We start from the raw sequence: 19,465 nt of genomic DNA on the forward strand, positions 1-19,465 counted from the left end.
CAATGGGTGAATTTGCATGAAGCCTTCGCAACTGATCCTGCCTCTGATGGGAGCCCTCCCGGTTCTCTCTCTGGTGGCTGCTGCGGCCATCCCTGGCATCGCCGACTCCCGCTCCAGCGGGGTTGATGAGCTGTCTGCCGGCTTCGGGGATGCTCTGGGGCTGACGGCCGAGCCCAAAGCGGTCCAGCAGCTCGCCTCGCTCCCCAAGGCCAGCGACAGGGTGTGGATCCAGGTGCGCGCAGAGGTCACCCTGGATGAGCTCGCTCAGCAGCTGCGCATCCAGGAAACGCCCCTGGCCCGCATGAATGATGTGACCGAAGACCACAGGTTCAGCCAGGGCGACTGGCTGGTGATCCCTGGACGGGACACCAACCGGGCGCGCAGCGTGGCCGCCCTCGATCCCGAGCAGATCCGGCGCTCCGCCCCGCTCTCCGAGCTGCCACCCCTGGAATCCACCGGAGTGGTGCGCTTCGGCGACAGCCTGATGAAGCTCGCCAAGCGCTACAACCTCACGATTCAGGAGCTGCTGCGGCTGAACCCCGGCCTAGAGGCCGCCCGGCTCGTGGCCGGTACCCAGGTGCGGCTGGCCCGTTCCGCCCCCGGCCGCACCCGGATGGTGCTCGGGCTCAATCCCGTGGGCAGCGGCGGGCTCAGCTGGCCGGATCTCCCCTCCTTCGGTGGCCGTCCAGAGGTGGAGCAAGGCCCCACCCAGGGCGACGCCACCTGGATCTGGCCCACCAGAGGGGTGTTCAGCTCCGGCTTCGGCTGGCGCTGGGGGCGCATGCACAAAGGCGTCGACATCGCCAACAACGTCGGCACGCCGATCGTGGCCGCCCGCTCCGGCCAGGTGGTCTTTGCCGGCTGGCATGACGGGGGCTACGGCTACCTGGTGGAGATCCAGCACAGCGACGGCAGCAAGTCGCTCTACGCCCACAACAGCCGCCTGATGGTGAGAGTCGGCCAGATGGTGGGCCAGGGAACCGTGATCAGCTCGATGGGCAGCACCGGACGCAGCACCGGGCCTCACCTCCACTTCGAGATCCATCCCCCCGGCCGTGGTGCCGTGAATCCCCTGGAGTTCCTCCCCGGCCGCGCCTGAGACGCGCCGCACGGGAGGCGTCGGGCCGTCGTTTAAGCTCTCCACACAGGGCTCGGTAGCTCAGCTGGTTAGAGCGTGGGATTCATAACCCCAAGGTCGGGAGTTCAAGTCTCCCCCGAGCCATTGCCCTGAAAATCGATCCAACCCAGTGGTAGATCCAGTGGCACTTCAATTCTTTGACATTGATCGTTTGACATCCTTGTCACCTCAATGGGTTGACACCTGACGTTGGCGAGACTTTGTTGGCGCCTGAAGCTGGCGAGTTCTGCTGAGCGCTCTGCGCGGCTCGGCCAATGACTCAATCCCGGCCCTGCGTGCCGGGGCGTGCGAATCAGCCAGCACTCAAGTTGGGTCCGCATGAAAACGGGGTGGGTCCCATCCGGGGTTGGTTCCATCCGCGGTGGATTGACTGTGGGGTGCGTTCAATCCGCGGGGGATCAATGTTGGATGGGTTCCATGCGGGGTGAACGTGATCGTCTCTCTCGCTTCCTGAATCAACCTGCCGCTTTCTGACTCAGCGTCTCGCTTTCTGATTCAGGCTCTCGCTATCTGAGTCACCATCGCGCATCGCCGCGTGATCTCAGCGCATTTCGATGGCGTTCAGGCGCTCACGAAAGCTGGGGGCGGAATTGGCTGAAGCGGCTCCGTAATCCGAGGTGGTGTTCGCAGCCTCGCTGGCGCCACCACGGGCACCGGAGCGCCTTGAGGAGGATGAGGAACCACGGCCACGGCGTGCCGGGCTGCCATCGGCCTGGGGACGCTGAATCGGGTGGGAGACGATTTCGCTGCGCAGCTGGCTGAGCAGACGGAAATGCCCGGTGGCGTTGTACTTGCGAAGCAGGACGGGATCCCAGGACATCAGGGCAGGCAAAAGAAAAGGACCACCGAAACCGGGTGCGCTCCAGGCTGGCGTTCGGTGCTGCGGACAGGAGCTGACGAAGCAGCCTGCCACCTCACCTGCCTACCGCGCCAACGACCCCATTCAGGCATGCAGCCAGTGTTTTATGACAAAAGTTCTTGACCCGCTGCGCTTGGCCGGCAAGGGCTGCCCTGATCCGTCTGGCTGAGGCCCCTGCTGATCGGCTGCGAGCGCCGCTGATCCGCGCCACGGCCGCTGCACACAGACAGCGCTGGATACAGTGATGGAGACGGCAGGAACACCGCGGCACACCTCCTTTCGCAGCTGCAATCTCCGGCTTCCGGCGTGATGCTGTCGCCGGCGGCCATAGCCTCCCCAACCTTCCCGTCCCTGAGCATCTCTCCGCCATGACGATCAACGCCTCCCTGCGCGTGGGTCAGCAGGCGCCCGACTTCACCGCCACCGCCGTGGTGGACCAGGACTTCAGCGAAATCCAGTTGTCGCAGTACCGCGGCCGGTATGTGGTGCTGTTTTTCTATCCGCTCGATTTCACCTTCGTCTGCCCCACGGAGGTGACAGCCTTCAGCGATCGGCACGCAGAGTTCGCCGCACTTGGCGCTGAAGTGCTGGGCGTCTCAGTCGACAGCCAGTACAGCCACCTGGCCTGGATCCAGACCTCGCGCCAGGACGGTGGTGTCGGCGAAATCGCCTATCCGCTGGTGGCCGATCTCAGGAAGGAGATCGCCCGCGCCTACGGCGTGCTCGACGAGGAGGTCGGTGTGGCGCTGCGGGGCCTGTTCCTGATCGATCCGGACGGCATCGTGCAGCACGCCACCATCAACAATCTCTCGGTGGGCCGCAGCGTGGAGGAAACCCTGCGCGTGCTCAAGGCCTTCCAGCACGTGCAGGGGCACCCTGGCGAGGTGTGCCCCGCCAACTGGATGCCGGGCGCTGCGACCATGAAGCCCGACCCGGTCGCCAGCAAGGAGTACTTCGCCGCCCACGGCTGAGCTACCCCCTGCCACCGCCTTGGCGGTCAGCCCAGCAGCGAGGCCAGCAGGCGGGTGCCGTCGGTGCCGCCGGTGATCGGGTCGCAGGCCCGCTCCGGGTGGGGCATCAGACCCAGCACGTTGCCTTGGGCGTTGCAGAGGCCGGCGACATTCCCCACCGAACCGTTGGGGTTGGCGGCGTAACGCAGCACCACCCGGCCTTCCCCCTCCAGCTCCGCCAGCGTGTCAGCGTCGGCCTGGAAGCAACCTTCGCCGTGGGCGATCGGCAGGCTGATCTGCTCACCTTCGCTGTAGTGGCGCAGCCACTGGGAGGCGCCCGGGTGCACCGTGAGCGGAGCCGCTTCACAGAGAAAGTGCAGCTGGCGGTTGCGCGTGAGCGCTCCGGGCAGCAGGCCCATTTCTGTGAGCACCTGGAAGCCGTTGCAGATGCCCAGCACCGGGCCGCCACGCGCCGCGAAGCTGGCCACTTCGCTCAACAGCGGCGAGACATGGGCAATGGCGCCGCAACGGAGATAGTCGCCATAGCTGAACCCGCCGGGCAGCACCACCGCATCGATGCCCTCCAGGCTCGACTCCTCGTGCCAGAGGAAGCGGGTGGGAATGCCGAGGCATCCTTCCGCCGCCCAGCGCACATCCCGATCGCAGTTCGAACCGGGAAACACCACCACTCCGATCGTCATGACCCGGCGCCCTCCACGGGCTTGAGCTGCTCGAGGCACCAGTTCTCGATCACCGGATTGGCCAGCAGGCGATCGCTCAGCCGCTCGATCGTGCTGCGCGCGGCGTCGAGATCCGGCGCATCGAGTTCCACCTCCATCGCCTTGCCAATGCGCAGACGCGTGATGCCATCGACGCCGAGCCGCTGGGCGGCGGCTCTGGTGGCTTCTCCTGCCGGATCGAGAACCGATGGTCTCAGGGAGACCAGCACACGGGCTTGAAAGCGGGGCACCGGCAGGGATGTCGTTTGTTAAATCTTGGCAGCTTGCCTCCCCCTCGGGACCAGCGCCGAAGCATGGTCAAAACAGAGGTGGGCGTTGGAAGCGATGCAAGCGACAGGCGCCAGCCAACCCTGCCTGGGAGCCCGGCTGGCCCGGGCGGGGATGGTGGCAGTGTTGATCGCGATGGCAGGTACCGCTCTGCTTGCTCCGGCCCTGGCACAGGTGCAGCGGGTGCCCCTGCGCTGCCGGCTGGCCGATGGCCCCTGGCTTCCCTGCGTGATGACGGTGGAAGCGGTGGGTGAGCGCTGGAGGTTGCGCTTCGACAACACACAGCTCAGCTTCCGCCACGACGGCAAGGGCGTGGTGGAGATGCAGCGACCAGCCGGCAGCTGGGAGACGGTGAAGGCCCGCTGGAGCGAGGATCAGGCCCTCTGCTGGGACGGCATCTGTGCCCAGGGGGACATCCCCCTGGACTGAACCGACCATCGGATTTGGTCGGCTGGAAGATTGGGTCGGCTGGAAGTGGATGGCACACCTGGGAAGACTGTGAATGGATCACAGACAAGCCGCCATCGAATGGATCGCAGACAGGCCGCCTGAGCTTGGCTGCGAGCCTGCTCAGACCCGGCTGGCGCTGACCTGCCTGCGTCGGGTGCCTTCGATCGCCTGCAGCAGCAAGCTGCGCTCGACACGCAGCCCGAGCGCCACCAGCTCGATCCGACCCTCGTGGGGGCTGCCAGGGGAGCCAATCTCCCTGGGAGCGGGGGCTATCGGGCCTGCGGGGGCTGCCCTCTGTGCGTCGTGGTCCTCGTACCAGCAATCGAGCCGCGGACCAACCGCCTGGATCTGCAGAGGCCGTCGTTTGCCGGGCTGAATCAGCCAGCCCTTGAGGCGCAGCAGGGCCTGGTGCTGGATCTGCTCCAGGAGCGTGGCTTCAAGGGCCTCACGATCGAAGGAGCCAGCGAGCTGAATCGCCACCGATTGCATGGGCACGTGGGTGTGGTCGTGATGCTCGTGGTTGTGATGAGCGTGATCGTGATCGTGATGGTGGTCGTGGGAGGCCTCGCCATGGGGGCCAGGAGCCGGCGCGACGGCTGGGCGATCCAGGCCCAGCAGCAGCTCGGGCGGCACCTGACCGCGCTGCATTGGCAACACCTGGGCGCCGGGGCGGCAGGAGGCCTGAAGGCGCCCGCGCACCCGGTCCAGCTCTGCAGGCATGAGGCGGTCGCCGCGGCTCACCAGCACCAGATCAGCCGCCCGCAACTGGTCCTCGAACAACTCCTCCAGGTCGGAGAGATGATCGAGGCTGGGGTCGGCGGCCCGCTGCCGCTCAAGCGCGGCGGGGTCGGCCACCACACTGCCGCCGGCCAGCGCTTCACCATCCACCACCGTCACCACGCCGTTGACGCGGGTGCGGGTGCGGATGTCGGGCCACTGGAAGGCCTGCACCAGGGGCTCGGGCAGCGCCAGGCCGCTGGTTTCCACCACGATGCCGTCAAGACGATCAGCGGACGCCAGCAGCTTCTGCATCGTCGGCAGAAAATCGTCCTGGACGGTGCAGCAGAGGCAGCCATTGGCGAGCTCCACCAGCCGGCCATCGAGCTCCTCCTCCGGGCAGAAGCCGCAGCTGCGCAGCAGGTCACCGTCGATGCCGACTTCGCCGAATTCATTCACCAGCACCGCCAGGCGCAGACCGCTGGTGGTGAGCAGATGGCGCAGCAAGGTGGTTTTGCCCGCGCCGAGAAAGCCCGTCACCACCGTGACAGGCAGACGCCGTTGCATGGAGGCTGTCATCTCAGGGCACCAACGCGGACCAGGCGAACGTGGAGCCGACGCCGATCAGCACGCCGGCCGCCAGCATCAACCGCGCCGGAGCGAGGCCCGCGCGCCAGCGCTGCACCAACGTGAGCGCCAGCCACAGCAGGGCGCCCTGGCTGATCAGCAGGCCCAGCAGGTACCAAACGACGGAGGCCGCCTGCCAGCCACTCACGGCATCACTGAGCACATAGCCGTGCAGGGCGAAAGCGGGCAGCAGGGTCCAGACAGGCAACCTTTGGATCACCACCAGCCCCACCACCACCAGCGACAGCGCCACCAGCGCTTCGGCGCCAGGCAGGGCCGGCAGCAGCAGGCCAAGGCCGGTGGCCGTAAGCCCCACGGCCAGCAGAGCGAGCACCCAGCGCAGGCGCTGCACCAGGCCCACCAGGCCGAGCGCCAGCAGAAACAGCAGGTGATCCGGACCCAGCAGCGGATGACCGATGCCGCTGAGCAGACCCGCCAGCGGGCCCTCCTTCAGGGCGAAGGTTTCCATCAGGTGGTGGGCAGCTGCGGGGGTGGCCAGCAGTGGCACGAGCAGCAGTGGCACGAGCAGCAGCGGCACGACCAGGAGTGGCGCGAGCTGCAGGGCGCCAGAAAACTGAAGAGGGCTGGCTGGCTGGGCCGCACGAAGGCCTGGGCCAGCAGCCCGGGGTTGAAGAAACATGGCTCGACCGGTCCTCGCCGGAACTGGATGGGTTGAAACGCCGGCGGGTGTTCTGACTGGCCCTGCCACGAGGACTCGGGGAACAGGCTTCACAGTTGCGGGACAGCGCCGGAATTGCACCGGACTTTCCCCCTTGCCTCCAAGGGATGGATCCCCTGGAACCGACGAGCCAATCTACCGGCAGCCGAGGCTTTCAACCGTGCTGACGCCGGTGCGGGGATTGACGCCTGCGGCCCTGGCGCAGAGGGCTTTCTGCTGGGTCAGATCGAGCACGGCGTCGCTGAAATCGGCCCCCTCGATCGTGGCCCCGGTGAAGCGGCTCTGCATGAGCATGGCGTTGCGGAGCACCGCACCGCTGAGGTCGGCGTTGTCGAAGCGGGTGGCGAAGGCCACGGCGTCTTCGAGGTCGGCGCCGCTGAGATTGCTGCCCTGCAGATCGCTGGAATTGAACACGGCACCGCGCAGGTTGGTGTCACTGAGGTCGAAGCCCTGCATCGACGCCTTCAGAAACTCCTGCTGCTGCAGGTTGCGGCCATGCATAGCGGGCTGCAGATCCTTCAGCGCCCGCTGGCCGCGCAGCTCCGGTGCCGTGATCGCCAGGGCCGGCGCCAGGGGGCCCACCAGACCCAGCCAGGCGACCGTGACCACCAGCAGGGCAAGCAGGGAGCTGAGCCAACCGGGGCGAGTGAAGGGGGGCAAGAACACACGTACCGTGGGCCCTCAAGTTATGGCAGCCACGGCCGCGACGCGATCGACATGAGCATGTCCCTGCGGGTGGTGGTGCCGCCCCATCCCCTGATCGGTCACTGGTTGACCCTGCTGCGTGACCAGGACACGCCCCCCTCTCTGTTCGGCACCGCCATGGCCGAGCTGGGCCGCTGGCTCACCTATGAAGCCGTGCGCGACTGGCTGCCCCATCAGCGGGTGACGGTGCAGACACCGCTGGCCAGCACCGAAGGCAGCGTGGTGGACGGCAGCGTGCCCCTGCTGGCGGTACCGATCCTGCGGGCGGGCCTGGGGCTGTGGCAGGGGGCCCAGGCCGTGCTGCCCACGGCCCGGGTCGCCCACGTCGGCCTGCGCCGCAATGAAGCTGATGCCAGGGCCTCCTGGTACTACGACGCGCTGCCCGAAACAATCGGCCCCCAGGTGGGGGTGCTGGTGTTCGATCCGATGGTGGCCACCGCCGGCAGCCTGGTGCAGGTGCTGGAACGGCTCGAGAGCAAAGGGGTGAGCGGTGACCGGCTGCGGGTGATCACGGCCCTGGCGGCCCGGCCCGGGCTCAACACCCTGGGGCAGCGCTTCCCCCACCTCACCCTCTACACCGCCTGCATCGACGCTGACCTGGATGCCGACTTCCGCATCGTCCCGGGCCTCGGCGATGCCGGTGATCGTCTGTTCGGCACCCCGGCGGCGGCCATTCCCTGATGCCTGCAGCAGGCGCGGCTCCAGCCCTCCTCTGTCGTGCTCGGCCAGACCGTGGCGCCCAGGCCCAGACCTAGGCTCACGGGCCATTGCTCCCCTGGCATGGGACTGGCTGTCGCCGCTTCACCGCCCCCGGCCCGTGCCCTCGGGCAGGAAGGTTCGCGTTCGTTGAGCGGCACCGTGCAGGTGCCGGGCGATAAGTCGATCTCCCACCGCGCGCTGCTGTTCGGGGCAATCGCCACCGGCGAAACCCGCATCGATGGCCTGCTGCCTGCGGAGGATCCGCTCAGCACCGCCGCCTGCCTGCGCGCCATGGGGGTGACCATCAGCCCGATCGCGGCAGGGCAGCCGGTGATCGTGCAGGGGGTGGGCCTCGAAGGCCTGCGGGAACCCGACGACGTGCTGGATTGCGGCAATTCCGGCACCACCATGCGGCTGATCATGGGGCTGCTGGCGGGACGCAGCGGCTGCCACTTCGTGCTGAACGGCGATGCGTCCCTGCGCCAGCGGCCGATGGGAAGGGTGGCCGAACCGCTGGCCGCCATGGGCGCCCAGATCCGCGGCCGCGCCGGCGGCAAGCTGGCGCCGCTCTCGATCCAGGGAAGCGCGCTGCATGGGGCCGTGCTGGGCACCCCGATCGCCTCGGCCCAGGTGAAGTCGGCGATCCTGCTGGCGGGTCTCACCGCCACCGGTCCCACCAGCGTGATCGAACCGGCCCGCTCCCGCGATCACAGCGAGCGGATGCTGCGTGGCTTCGGCGCCGACATCGAGATCGGCGGCGACTCCGGCCGGCACGTGCGGCTGACGCCGGGCCGGGAGCTGGTGGGGCAGCCGGTGGAAGTGCCGGGCGACATCAGCTCGGCGGCCTTCTGGCTGGTGGCCGGGGCGATCACCCCAGGCGCCGACCTGACCGTGCGCAACGTGGGCCTCAACCCCACCCGCACGGGGGTGCTGGAGGTGCTCGAAGCCATGGGCGCCCGCATCGAGCGGCTGGAGCAGCGCCTGGTGGCGGGCGAGCCGGTGGGGGATCTGCGGGTGCGCTATGGGCCGTTGCAGGCCTTTGACATCGGCGGCGAGCTGATTCCGCGCCTGGTGGATGAAATCCCCGTGCTGGTGGTGGCCGCCTGCCGGGCCGAGGGCACCAGCCGGATCCGGGAAGCAGCTGAGCTGCGCGTCAAGGAAACCGATCGGCTCGCCGTGATGTGCCGCCAGCTGGGCGCGATGGGGGCACGGCTGGTGGAGCACCCCGACGGGCTCGACATCACCGGAGGGGTGGAGCTGCAGGGCGCCGAGGTGGACAGCGAAACCGACCACCGGGTGGCGATGAGCCTGGCGGTGGCGGCCCAGGTGGCCATCGGTCCCACGCGGCTGCACCGCAGCGAAGCTGCGGCGGTGTCGTACCCCGGCTTCTGGGACGATCTGGCACGTCTGCAGGCCTGAAGCCCACCGGCGAAAGGGCAGCGGGGCGCCGGATAGATTCCCGCCAATTGCCGCCCCCCGCATGCTTGCCGTTGCCGTTCTGGCCGCCGGGAAGGGAACCCGCATGCGCAGCGACCTTCCCAAGGTGCTGCAGCCGCTGGCCGGTGCCACGCTGGTGGAGCGGGTGCTCCGCTGCTGCGACAGCCTCGAACCCGATCGGCGCCTGCTGATCGTGGGGCACCAGGCCGAGCGTGTGGAGGCGTCGCTGGCGGCCCACCACGGGCTGGAGTTCGTGCTGCAGCAGCCGCAGAACGGCACCGGCCATGCCGTGCAGCAGCTGCTGGAGCCGCTGCAGGGCTTCACGGGTGATCTGCTGGTGCTCAATGGAGACGTGCCGCTGCTGCGTCCGCAAACGCTGCGCCAGCTGCTCGACAGCCACCGGCGCGGTGGCGCCGCCGTGACCCTGCTGACAGCCCGGCTGGAGGATCCGAGCGGCTACGGCCGGGTGTTCGCGGACGAGGATGCACAGGTGAGCGCGATCGTGGAACACCGCGACTGCAATGCCGCCCAGCGGGACAACCCGCTCGTGAACGCCGGCATCTACTGCTTCGACTGGAGCCGCCTGGCGGCGGTGCTGCCCAAGCTCTCCAGCGACAACGACCAGGGCGAGCTCTACCTGACCGACACCGTGGCCCTGCTCGGCTCCGCCCAGCACCTGGAGGTGGAGGACAGCGCCGAGACCAACGGCATCAACGACCGCCTGCAGCTGGCCCAGTGCGAGCAGGTGCTGCAGGAGCGGCTGCGGCGGCACTGGATGGTGGAGGGTGTCACCTTCATCGATCCGGCCAGCTGCACGCTCAGCGACGCCACCCGCTTCGGGCGCGACGTGGTGGTGGAGCCTCAGACCCACCTGCGCGGCGCCTGCCGGATCGGCGATGGCTGCCGGCTCGGGCCAGGCTCCCTGCTGGAGAACGCCACACTCGGCAACGGAGTGGAGGTGCTGCTTTCGGTGGTACGCGAGGCCAGCGTCGCTGATGGCTGCGCCATCGGGCCCTACGCCCAGCTGAGGCCCGGTACCGAGTTGGCGGCGGGCTGCCGGGTGGGGAACTTCGTGGAGATCAAGCAGAGCAGGCTGGGCGCCGGCTGCAAGGTGAACCACCTCAGCTACATCGGCGATGCGGAGCTGGGCGAGAACGTGAATGTGGGAGCCGGCACGATCACCGCCAACTACGACGGCGTGCGCAAGCACCGCACCGTGATCGGCGCCGGCAGCAAAACCGGTGCCAATTCCGTGTTGGTGGCCCCGATCCGCCTGGGTGAGGGCGTCACCGTGGGGGCCGGCTCCACCCTTACCCGCGATGTTCCCGCCGGCTCCCTGGCTCTGGGCCGGGCCCGCCAGCTGGTGCGCGAGAACTGGCCGGGGCCTCAGGCCGGCGCCACGCCGGCGGCGCCGGCCAGCTGAGCCGCCAGCAGCGGGATCGCCCGCTCCAGGGCCACGCCACGGCTGGCCTTGAGCAGCAACTGATCGCCCGGTTGCAGCCACCCCAGCAGCGCCTCGGCCGCCTCAGCCGGGCTCTGCACGCGAGCCAGCCGCGGCAGGCCACTGGCCGCCTCCTGCATGGCGGCGCCCATGGCACCACCATCCACGATCACCAGCCCATCCAGCTGCAGGTCCGCGGCACGGCGTGCCACGGCGCGATGGAGCGCCTCGCTCTGCTCGCCCAGCTCCAGCATCGTGCCGAGAGCAGCAAAGCGGCGTCCCGGCTGGGCCGCCAGCAGATCGAGGGCCGCCAGCACCGCTTCGGGGGAGGCGTTGTAGGTCTCGTCGAGCACCTGTACAGCGCCGAGCTGCAGACGGCGGCTGCGGCCACCGGGCACCTCCACCCGGAGGACCTGCAGCTGATCGGCCCGCACGCCGAGCTCCAGTGCCACCGCCAGGGCAAGCAGCAGGTTCCGGGCATTGTGGCGCCCGGGCAGGGGCAGCGGCACCCGAAACTCCGTTGGAGAAGGGTCTGTGGAAGCCTCGCCAGTGGAAGCTCCCTCACCTGAAGCAACAGGAGCAGGAGCGGGAGCGGCAGTGCTTGCAGCGGCGCCGGGGCCGGCAAGCAGCTGCAGCCAGGCGCCGCCGGCCGCGCCGGGATCCCCCTCGATCTGGCCGAGCAGGTCAGGGGCTGGCACGTGCGGGCCCACGGCGGCAGAACCAGAGCCGGCGACGTCATCGCCTGTGAGCGCCACGCGGCGCACCCGCCCGCTCCACACGGCGCCCAGCGCCTGCTCGAGCAGAGGATCGCCGGCGGGAATCACCACCAGACCGGCCGGGCTGAGCGCGGCTGTGATCTCACACTTGGCCTGGGCAATGGCTTCACGGCTGCCGAGCCGGCCGATGTGGGCCGTGCCGATGTTGGTGATCACCACCACATCGGGCAGCGCACAGCGGGAGAGCCGCTCGATCTCCCCCAGACCGCGCATGCCCATTTCCACCACCACGGCCGCCTCACTGGGGCTGGCCTTGAGCAGGGTGAGCGGCACGCCCACATCGTTGTTCTCATTGCCGCTGGTGGCCAGCACCGGCCCCAGCGGCGCCAGCACGGCGCGCACCAGTTCGCGGGTGGTGGTCTTGCCAGCGGAACCCGTCACGGCGATCACCGGTGCCGCCAGCGTCTGGCGCCAGGCCCGTGCCAGCTGCTGGTAGGCCAGCTGGGTGTCGTCCACGAGCCAGGCGGGCAGGGAGGCAGGGCGCTCCGCGGCACGCGCGCGCGCGATCAGTGCCGCCAGGGCGCCGGCTTCGGCCGCCTGGGAGAGGAACCGGTGGCCATCGTGCTGTTCACCCGTGAGCGGCACAAACAGATCACCCGGCTGCAGACGCCGGCTATCGGTGCAGACGCGGGGCAGCGGCACAGCGGGATCGAGTGCCGGACCGATGGGGTCGCCCCAGAGCGCCACGAGTTGCTCCAGCCGCATCCGCTCAGCCCCCAGCCTGGTGATCGAGAAGGATCATGCCCCCTCCCACCCAGGCAGGCCGGCCCAGCAGCAGCCCGTCGCCATCGCTGAGCTCCAGGTTGTCGTAGCCAAGGGCGCGGGCCCGCTCCAGCCAGAGGTTCGCCTGCTGCTGGCGCTCCTGAGCGTTGAGCCGATCGAGCCTGGCGTCCAGCTCCAGTTCCAGGGTGCCGCTGTCGGGATGGGGGCGGGCAACGCGGATCAGTTGCTGCGGGTCCAGGTCGGCCAACAGCTCCAGCAGCGGTTCGATCGCCGGCGGGGAGGGTTCGCTCAGGGCCGAATCAGGCGGGGCGGCCCCAGGCGGCGCAGATGACGGCGCAGGTGACGGCGCAGAAGGCGGCCGCGACGGCGAAGGGGTGCCGGCGGAGCGTGCTCTCGTGGAGGGTGTGGCTGGTGAAGGAGTGGCAGGGGATCGCGCTCCCCGCCGCTCCCCTGCCGGCTCAGAGGCGACGGTCCGGGAGCTCGGGGAGTCTGTTGAGCCAGCGGCCGGGGAATGCGGGAGGCCGGGAGCCTGGCCGGGACTGCCGGCGGGGGTGATGGGCGGCTGCAAAGGGGCCGCTACGGGGGCAGCAGGGGGAACCGCACGGGGCCCCAGCGCCCTAAGCCCCACCACAACGCCCGTCAGCCCCAGCAATGCCAGCAGGAGCAACAGCGGCCAGAACAGCGGCGCCAGCGCGCGTGGCCAGAAGCCGGGCACGATCAGATCGGCCTGGCGGTTGCGACGCCACAGTTCCTGCGCCTTCAGGCGCAGGCTGGCGAGCACGGCGATCAGATCCCGGCCGAGGGCACTCCAGGGGCTGGTGTAGAGCGCAGGGAGCTGGGAGCGGCCGGGGTCCGGGTCCGTCATGGGCCAGGTTCAGAAGCAGACGGTGGGATCAGGGCGGATCCGCACGGATCAAGGCAGCTCTACCCGCTCAGCTGTTGCCGCGCCGCAGCAGGGCCGAGAACGGGTTGCGCGACACCACCGGGGTGGGCCGGGGCGCGACCGGGGGACGCTCCGGGAGGGCCGCACCGTCGGCGAGAGCCGGGTCGGCCTCCTGACCCAACGAGAATTGCTCGACAGCCTCGCGGTTCGGCGAGGGCTCCTTGACGCCCTTCACTTCGCGGTACATCGCGTCGTATTCCAGGGCGGAGCGGGTCCAGCTGTGATCGGCGCGCATGGCGCGCTGCTGCAGTTCCTGCCAGCTGGCGGTGTGCCGATAGGCCTCCCACGAGCGCACGATCGCCGTGTAGAAATCGATCGCTTCATAGCGATCGAAGCAGAAGCCGGTGCCGGTGTGAGTGGCTGGCACGTGGGCCGGCACGGTGTCCACCAGGCCGCCCACCTTGCGCACAACCGGAATGCAGCCGTAGCGCATCGCCAGCAGCTGGCTGATGCCGCACGGCTCGAAGCGGCTGGGCATCAGGAAGGCATCGGCGCCGGCATAGATCAGGCGGGAGAGGGCGTCGTCGTAGGTGAGAAACACCGCGAACCGGCCGGGATGGGCCAGGGCCATCTGCCAGAGCCCCGCCTCGTAGTTGCGATCACCGGTACCCAGCACCACGATCTGGCTGTCGGTGTAAGCGAGCACGCGATCGGCCACCTGCAGCAGCAGGTCCACCCCCTTCTGATCCACCAAGCGGCTCACCATGCCCATCACGTAGGTGTCAGGGTCCACCCGCAGGCCCATGCGTTCCTGCAGCATCCGCTTGTTGGTCGCCCGCGGTGCCAGGTCGTCGGCGCTGAACGTGGCAGGCAGGGTCTTGTCGGTGGCGGGATTCCAGTCGGCGATATCAATGCCGTTGAGGATGCCGCGCAGCTTGCCGCTGATGTAGTTGAGCAGGCCATCGAGGCGCTCGCCATATTCGGGCGTGCGGATCTCCATCGCGTAGGTGGGAGACACCGCATTCACCCGATCGGCGTAGAGCAGGGCCGCCGCCATCGTGTGATCCCCCTGCATGTACCAGGGGCACCAGGTCATGCGGTCGAGCTTCCAGCGCCAGGGGCCCTGATAGCGCAGGTTGTGGATGGTGAAGACCGTGCTGATCTCCGGGTCCTGATGCATCCACACCGGAATCATGCCGGTGTGCCAGTCGTGGCAGTGCAGCACATCCGGCTTCCAGTGGTTCCAGGCGAACTCGGAGATGGCGTTGGCAAAAAAGGTGAACCGCCAGTCCTCGTCGTCACCGCCGTAGATGCGCTCCGGGTCGAACACCGGATGCCCCACCAGATACAGCGGCAGGCCATTGGTGGGATGGGTGGTGGCATAGATCGCAAACTCCGTGCCCATCGCCCAGCCCCGCCAGATCGGCTCACTGGGAATCGACAGCTGGCTCCAGAGCCGGCCGTAACCAGGAAGAATCAGACGCACGTCGTGGCCGAGTGCGGCAAGGGCCGGGGGAAGCGATCCCACCACATCCCCCATGCCGCCCACCTTCACCATCGGAGCACATTCGGCGGCGGCGAACAGCACACGCATCAGAAGATCCGGTCGGCAGGGCCGAACTCTACGGGGGCTGCCTGACGGGTCTGGCTGATCGGGCTGCCTGAAGGGGCTGCCTGTGTGACCCCGAGGGCATCGGGCTCAGGGCAGCACCGTGACCGAGATGCCCACCTCCACCAGCTCGAACAGCTCCTGCACGCTTTCGTCGTGAAGGCGCACGCAGCCGTGGGACACGGCCCGGCCCACGGTCCAACGGTGTGGGGTGCCGTGAAAGCCGGTCATCAGACAACCCTGCAGATCCAGCACCTGATCACCGCTGAAGCCGCGGCGGCCCGCACAATCTTTCTGGAAGCCGATCCAGCGGCTGCCGAGCGGGTTAGCGGGCCCCGGGCCGATGCGGGTGCCTTTGGCCGGGTGCTCCCACACCGGATTCTTGTGCATGTTCAACACCTCGAAGCGACCCAGCGGGGTTTCCCAGCCCGGCATGCCCACCGCCACGGGATAGGTGCGGATCAGCTCGCCCGCCTCCAGCACCAGCAGGCGCCGCTGGCGGCGTTGCAGCACCAGATGGCGATCGGGCCGCTGCACCAGTGCCACGGGCACCCCCGCCAGCAGGCTTTGGCTGGAGGAGGCCCTGCTCGACGCAGCCGGGGCCGCAAGAGCCGCCGGAGACGGCAACGAGATGGCCGGCAACAGCAAGGCGGCGGCCAGCAGCAACCCGGCGGCGGGCCGCCAGCGCGACTGGGGCAGGGAGGCGGAGCGGCGGTCCGGATCCACGGTCGGAAGGGCGGACGGCGTGGGCAGGCTCTGCAGGCTAGCCAGCGCAAGGGCCCCGGGGCCTTCCAGGAGTGATGGCCACGCAGAAGGTCAAGCTACGTTGACGCTGGCGATCCAAACGGTGAGGACGGTTGCATCGCATCGCTTCCCTGACGTCTGCCGCTCTGTTCATGGGTCTGGAGATCACGGCTGCATCGCTCGGCTCCCCTGAGCACCACCCCGGAGTTCTCTACAGCTACAAGGACAACACAGTGCCGGCCACCTGCTCGAGGAGCTTCTGGTTGCTGCACAAGAGTAAGAAAGTCTGGTTCAGGTTGGATGACAAGCTCAGAGAGCTCCCCCTGGAGACCGCCTTTTACTACCGAGGCCGGAGGATTCTCTACAGCGGTGATCTGGGGAGTCTTCCGAAGGAGAGCCGGAGATCACTGGAAGCCACCAGCATCATCTGGGGCCAGCACCTGGCCAATGGTTGGGGGCGGGGACCGGAGGGAACCAATTACTACCTTCACCTCTGGACGCGGTGGTCGATCTTTCAACCTGCCCGATGCCATCCCGAGTCCTTCAGCATGACCCACCGGCCCCTGCTTCCGCCGTCAGGGCGTGGCTCAGGCACAGGACATTGATGCCGTCGTCCTCCCTGCAGTAGCTGATCGTCCAGCCATACTCCTTCTGAAGCTTCAGAAACATCACCAGCCCCCAATGGGCCTCCCTGGCCAGGGGGTCCGAACCACTGGCGGCGATCTCGGCTTCCACCCTGACCAGTGCCGAGGCCAGATCAAAGGCTTCGCCGTGGTCGACAATCTGAAGGCGCACAAGGCGGCTGCTCCGCTGCAGCGCGAGCTGCACCTGTGGTGGCGACACCAGGTGGGCATGGGCATGGCGCACGGCGTTGGTGAACCCTTCCACAAGAGCCAGCTGGGCCTGCATCCAGACATCGGCGGGCACGTCGGGGTGGCCCAGTCTCTCGAACCAGCTGAGGACAAGCTCAAGCTGATTGAGATCACTGCTGACCGCAGGCTGCCCATCCGGCACGAAATCTGCCGCCATGGGCAGACTCATGCCGCCCCCGAATCCTTGCTGAGCAGCACAAGGAATGTTCTGGCGATCAGTCGGAGGTCGTAGCCCAGACTCCAGTTCTGCTGGTAGCGGAGGTCGAGCTTGATCACATCTTCGAAATCACGGATGGAAGAGCGGCCATTCACCTGCCATTCCCCACTCATCCCGGGGCGCACATCAAACCGCTGCCAGCTGGGAATGGCGTAGCGACGCACCTCATCCGGGGTGGCTGGCCGCGTTCCGATCAGGCTCATGTCGCCGATCAGCACGTTCCAGAACTGGGGCAGTTCATCGAGGCTGGTCTTGCGCAGGATGCGGCCCACTTTGGTGATCCTGGGGTCATTGTCATTCTTGAAGAAAGCGCCCTGGGCCTGGTTCGCCACACTACCTTTGAGGGTCTCGGCATCGCTCACCATCGAGCGGAACTTCCAGATGCGGAAATGACGGCCCATCCAGCCGCAGCGCACCTGACTGAACAGGATTGGCCCCGGGCTGTCCAGGCGGATGGCCACGGCCAGGGGCAGGAACAGCAGCGCCGTGATCCCCAGGCCGATGAGTGCGCCACAGATGTCCATGAACCGCTTGATCCCGGAGCGCACCGAAGGGTGGGTGAGGGGGGGGCGCTGGTCCTCAACGTGGGAGAGCTGGGGGAGCAGGCCCTCGGAATGGGCTGCCATCGGCAACAGCGTCTCCAGCCCCGTCAACTGCAGGGCAAGGAACACCTGCCGGTGCAGGCTCCAGGCGCAGAGGGGAACGGCCCGCTCCTGGACGGCCTTGATGGCGCCGACCAGGGCACCGATGCCGCTGCTGTCGATGCTGGCCGTCCTGCCGAAATCCAGGATCACTTCGCGCAGATCCTCCACCTCCTCAAGCCAGCCGCAGAAACCGGCGCGGAAAGCCACGGCCTCAGTGACGGTCAGCCGTGGGGGCAGCTGGAGAATCAGCACCCCGTTCTGAACGGTTCTGACCACAGCCGCGTTGGGAGAAGGGTGAGCTGTCATGCCGGAGAAAAGTGGCTCTGCAGACTGCGACACAGGGACTGGGCGGAGCTATCGGTCACGTCGTTGATCGAGGTCTTGAAAGGCGCCAGAAGAAAGCGAACCAGATCGCCCGGGCTCCAGGCGATCGGCACCCCCATTTCCGTCAGTGCCAGGGCGAGTTCCACCTGATGATCATCCACATGCTCCTGGTAACGCACACTGCGGGGAACAAGAATGAAAGGCTGCTGCATCTCATCGAGCAACAGCACCGTGCCCTCTCCGCAGTGGGCAATCACCACCCGGGCCCTCTGCACGAGGGCCCGAAACGACTCCTCCTTCAACAGCCGATACACGGTGGTGCCACTGGGGAGAAACGTACAGGTGCCATATTGAACGACGATCTCTTCATCGATGAGCTCTTGTTGGATCAGCAGCTCCACCCACTGCATCAGCCGATTGAAGGGGAACTGCTCTGTTCCGACACTGACGAGAATCATGATTCGAGCTTGCCCTGGACAAGTTCGGCCCGGGGATAGCGACGCTGCAGCTGGGGCCAGTGCACATAGAGGATGTCCAGGAAGGGTCGCACCAGCCGCGCCGACAGGCTGAGCGTCTCAATGCGGGTCACGGACTCGATGAACACGGTCTTGCATCGAAACAGCTTACCGAGAAGAAGAAAGGGAACAGCCACACCGGCGCCGGTGGAAAGAATCACGTCTGGCTGCTCTCTGCGGATCACCTGCATCGCCAGCCCCAGGTTGCGCAGCAGATTCGGCAGGTTGCGATTCGTGGGGCTGTGGGCCCAGAGCACCTGTTCATCGGCCAGGGCCGTTTCCGTCGTGGGCGTTCGAAACGTGACCCACAGATGGGGATGGCGCCCCCAGAAATCGGCCAGCTGCTGCAGCGCCTTGAAATGCCCCCCTGAAGAGCAGACCAGCAGGATCTTCATCGGCTCAGTTCCCCACGCATGCGCCGCTGCTGACTGGCCCCCGTGGAGCCCAGCATCAGACCCTCCAGCCAGCGATAGGGAGCCTCCGGCAACAGCCGCAGCAGGTAGGCGGCCAGCAGCGTGATCAAGGTACGTCGCGGTTCCTCGAGCAGCACCCTCCAGTCGGTGGCCAGGGATTGGTGCAGCAGACGCACAGCCAGGGCGCCGTCCCGCTGGCGGGTGGCCCGGCGGGCCAGGTAGCGCAGCTGATAGGCGCGGGCCCTGGAGCCCCATTGGGCGACGAAATCGGGGTGGGTGGCTTGGGTCTTGAGCAGAACCCGCTCCCAGGAGGCGTACTGCTTCATCAGATTGGCCGAGAGTCCGCCGTCGCTGATGCGGTAGAGCGTCAGTGCCTCGGGGATTCCCTCGATCCGCCAATGGGTATGCAGCGCAATCCGCAGCCAGCACTCAATGTCTTCGGACTGTCGAAAGGTGTCGTCAAAGAAGAAGTCTTCCACTTCGCCATAGAGATTCGCCTCAAAGCGAATGGCGTCAAAGACGTCTCGGCGGATCACCACAGCTGAGCCATTGCCGATCGGATTGCGGCAGAAGACGATCTCCGGCGTGATGTCCTGCAGCCTCGGCATCTGGTAGATCCCGATCGGCCTGGAGCTCTCATCGATGAATCCGGAGCGGGAAAAGCTGACACCCACCTCCGGCCGCGCTTGCAGATGGGCCACATGCCGCTCCACCTTGGTGGGAAGCCACAGATCGTCGCTGTCCAGAAATCCGAGGAACTCCCCTTGGGCCTGCCGGATGCCTGTGTTCCGCGCCCCGGCCAGGCCCCGGTTCTGCTGATGCACCACCCGAACGCGCCCGTCCCCATACCCCTGGCAGATCGCCACCCCGTCATCGGTGGAGCCGTCGTTCACCACCAGGATCTCCAGGTTGGGGTAGGTCTGGCTGAGAACGGATTCCAGGCTTTCCCTCACCGTGGCGGCGGAGTTGTAGAGCGGCATCACCACTGAGACCAGGGGGGATTGGCTCATGTCAGTGCGCTCACAGGCAGAGGGGC

General features: G+C 67.6%; 21 protein-coding genes, 1 tRNA gene and 1 riboswitch. Of the genes, 7 read left to right on the forward strand and 15 right to left on the reverse strand.

Going from position 1 to position 19,465, the window contains the following annotated elements:
- Nucleotides 1-46 precede the first annotated feature (46 nt).
- Both ACWJI3_RS04135 and ACWJI3_RS04140 read left to right on the forward strand, forming a co-directional pair.
- Nucleotides 47-1,099 (forward strand): M23 family metallopeptidase, encoded by a 1,053-nt coding sequence (locus tag ACWJI3_RS04135; protein WP_233132971.1) that lies wholly within the window; start codon nt 47-49, stop codon nt 1,097-1,099.
- A 49-nt stretch (nt 1,100-1,148) separates the two neighbouring features.
- Nucleotides 1,149-1,222 (forward strand) — tRNA-Met (locus ACWJI3_RS04140).
- A 457-nt stretch (nt 1,223-1,679) separates the two neighbouring features.
- Here the strand turns inward: ACWJI3_RS04140 and ACWJI3_RS04145 are convergent.
- The gene (locus ACWJI3_RS04145; RefSeq protein ID WP_144037006.1) at nt 1,680-1,958 is read right to left on the reverse strand and encodes a hypothetical protein; all 279 of its coding nucleotides are present in this window, start codon (nt 1,956-1,958) and stop codon (nt 1,680-1,682) included.
- 407 nt (nt 1,959-2,365) lie between these two features.
- Between ACWJI3_RS04145 and ACWJI3_RS04150 the strand changes: the two genes are divergently transcribed.
- Complete coding sequence (locus ACWJI3_RS04150; protein WP_480202949.1) at nt 2,366-2,968, forward strand: peroxiredoxin; 603 nt, start codon at nt 2,366-2,368, stop codon at nt 2,966-2,968.
- 26 nt (nt 2,969-2,994) lie between these two features.
- Here ACWJI3_RS04150 and purQ read toward each other — a convergent pair whose 3' ends face one another.
- Together purQ and purS are read right to left on the reverse strand one after the other, a co-directional pair.
- On the reverse strand, nt 2,995-3,648 hold the full coding sequence (gene purQ, locus ACWJI3_RS04155; protein ID WP_094512873.1) for a phosphoribosylformylglycinamidine synthase subunit PurQ: 654 nt from the start codon (nt 3,646-3,648) through the stop codon (nt 2,995-2,997).
- The gene (gene purS, locus ACWJI3_RS04160; protein WP_094512874.1) at nt 3,645-3,917 is read right to left on the reverse strand and encodes a phosphoribosylformylglycinamidine synthase subunit PurS; all 273 of its coding nucleotides are present in this window, start codon (nt 3,915-3,917) and stop codon (nt 3,645-3,647) included. Before purS ends, purQ begins: the two co-directional genes overlap by 4 nt.
- 94 nt (nt 3,918-4,011) lie before the next feature.
- Here purS and ACWJI3_RS04165 point away from each other — a divergent pair, with 94 nt between their 5' ends.
- The gene (locus ACWJI3_RS04165; RefSeq protein WP_255100871.1) at nt 4,012-4,383 is read left to right on the forward strand and encodes a hypothetical protein; all 372 of its coding nucleotides are present in this window, start codon (nt 4,012-4,014) and stop codon (nt 4,381-4,383) included.
- Nucleotides 4,384-4,524: 141 nt separating this feature from the next.
- Here ACWJI3_RS04165 and cobW read toward each other — a convergent pair whose 3' ends face one another.
- The 3 genes from cobW to ACWJI3_RS04180 form a co-directional block, all read right to left on the reverse strand.
- Nucleotides 4,525-5,700 carry a cobalamin biosynthesis protein CobW gene (gene cobW / locus ACWJI3_RS04170; RefSeq protein ID WP_480202950.1) on the reverse strand — a complete coding sequence of 392 codons (1,176 nt, stop codon included), beginning with the start codon at nt 5,698-5,700 and terminating at the stop codon, nt 4,525-4,527.
- A gap of 1 nt (nt 5,701) precedes the next feature.
- A complete protein-coding gene (locus tag ACWJI3_RS04175; protein WP_480202951.1) occupies nt 5,702-6,286 on the reverse strand; it encodes a HupE/UreJ family protein in 585 nt (194 codons plus the stop codon).
- A 127-nt stretch (nt 6,287-6,413) separates the two neighbouring features.
- Nucleotides 6,414-6,569, reverse strand: a riboswitch (cobalamin riboswitch).
- A complete protein-coding gene (locus tag ACWJI3_RS04180) occupies nt 6,563-7,093 on the reverse strand; it encodes a pentapeptide repeat-containing protein (protein WP_369803028.1) in 531 nt (176 codons plus the stop codon). Its footprint overlaps the riboswitch before it by 7 nt.
- Nucleotides 7,094-7,144: 51 nt before the next feature.
- On the opposite strand from ACWJI3_RS04180, the gene upp reads away from it, so the two are divergent.
- The 3 genes from upp (at nt 7,145) to glmU (ending at nt 10,691) form a co-directional block, all read left to right on the forward strand.
- The gene (gene upp, locus ACWJI3_RS04185; protein WP_255100868.1) at nt 7,145-7,813 is read left to right on the forward strand and encodes a uracil phosphoribosyltransferase; all 669 of its coding nucleotides are present in this window, start codon (nt 7,145-7,147) and stop codon (nt 7,811-7,813) included.
- A 99-nt stretch (nt 7,814-7,912) separates the two neighbouring features.
- Entirely contained in the window at nt 7,913-9,250 is a 1,338-nt protein-coding gene (gene aroA, locus ACWJI3_RS04190) for a 3-phosphoshikimate 1-carboxyvinyltransferase (protein WP_480202952.1), read from the forward strand.
- 61 nt (nt 9,251-9,311) lie between these two features.
- Nucleotides 9,312-10,691 carry a bifunctional UDP-N-acetylglucosamine diphosphorylase/glucosamine-1-phosphate N-acetyltransferase GlmU gene (gene glmU / locus ACWJI3_RS04195; protein ID WP_480202953.1) on the forward strand — a complete coding sequence of 460 codons (1,380 nt, stop codon included), beginning with the start codon at nt 9,312-9,314 and terminating at the stop codon, nt 10,689-10,691.
- Here glmU and ACWJI3_RS04200 read toward each other — a convergent pair.
- The 9 genes from ACWJI3_RS04200 to ACWJI3_RS04240 form a co-directional block, all read right to left on the reverse strand.
- Nucleotides 10,655-12,190 carry a UDP-N-acetylmuramoyl-tripeptide--D-alanyl-D-alanine ligase gene (locus ACWJI3_RS04200; protein WP_480202954.1) on the reverse strand — a complete coding sequence of 512 codons (1,536 nt, stop codon included), beginning with the start codon at nt 12,188-12,190 and terminating at the stop codon, nt 10,655-10,657. The genes glmU and ACWJI3_RS04200 overlap by 37 nt on opposite strands.
- Nucleotides 12,191-12,194: 4 nt before the next feature.
- On the reverse strand, nt 12,195-13,073 hold the full coding sequence (locus ACWJI3_RS04205; protein WP_480202955.1) for a hypothetical protein: 879 nt from the start codon (nt 13,071-13,073) through the stop codon (nt 12,195-12,197).
- Nucleotides 13,074-13,140: 67 nt separating this feature from the next.
- Nucleotides 13,141-14,685 (reverse strand): glycogen synthase GlgA, encoded by a 1,545-nt coding sequence (gene glgA, locus ACWJI3_RS04210; RefSeq protein ID WP_094512881.1) that lies wholly within the window; start codon nt 14,683-14,685, stop codon nt 13,141-13,143.
- A 105-nt stretch (nt 14,686-14,790) separates the two neighbouring features.
- On the reverse strand, nt 14,791-15,426 hold the full coding sequence (locus ACWJI3_RS04215; protein WP_480202956.1) for a L,D-transpeptidase: 636 nt from the start codon (nt 15,424-15,426) through the stop codon (nt 14,791-14,793).
- 561 nt (nt 15,427-15,987) lie between these two features.
- Nucleotides 15,988-16,485: an ATP-binding protein gene (locus ACWJI3_RS04220; protein WP_480202957.1), complete on the reverse strand. Its 498-nt coding sequence runs from the start codon at nt 16,483-16,485 to the stop codon at nt 15,988-15,990.
- Entirely contained in the window at nt 16,482-17,483 is a 1,002-nt protein-coding gene (locus ACWJI3_RS04225) for a sugar transferase (protein WP_480202958.1), read from the reverse strand. The genes ACWJI3_RS04220 and ACWJI3_RS04225 overlap by 4 nt, the downstream gene beginning before the upstream one ends.
- Complete coding sequence (locus tag ACWJI3_RS04230; RefSeq protein ID WP_480202959.1) at nt 17,480-17,959, reverse strand: glycosyltransferase; 480 nt, start codon at nt 17,957-17,959, stop codon at nt 17,480-17,482. The genes ACWJI3_RS04225 and ACWJI3_RS04230 overlap by 4 nt, the downstream gene beginning before the upstream one ends.
- Nucleotides 17,956-18,411, reverse strand: coding sequence for a PssD/Cps14F family polysaccharide biosynthesis glycosyltransferase (gene pssD, locus ACWJI3_RS04235; protein WP_480202960.1), 456 nt, complete (start codon nt 18,409-18,411; stop codon nt 17,956-17,958). Before pssD ends, ACWJI3_RS04230 begins: the two co-directional genes overlap by 4 nt.
- On the reverse strand, nt 18,408-19,439 hold the full coding sequence (locus ACWJI3_RS04240) for a glycosyltransferase family 2 protein (protein WP_480202961.1): 1,032 nt from the start codon (nt 19,437-19,439) through the stop codon (nt 18,408-18,410). The genes pssD and ACWJI3_RS04240 overlap by 4 nt, the downstream gene beginning before the upstream one ends.
- Nucleotides 19,440-19,465: the final 26 nt, after the last annotated feature.

This window comes from Marcopretia estuarina LEGE 06307 (assembly GCF_056633115.1).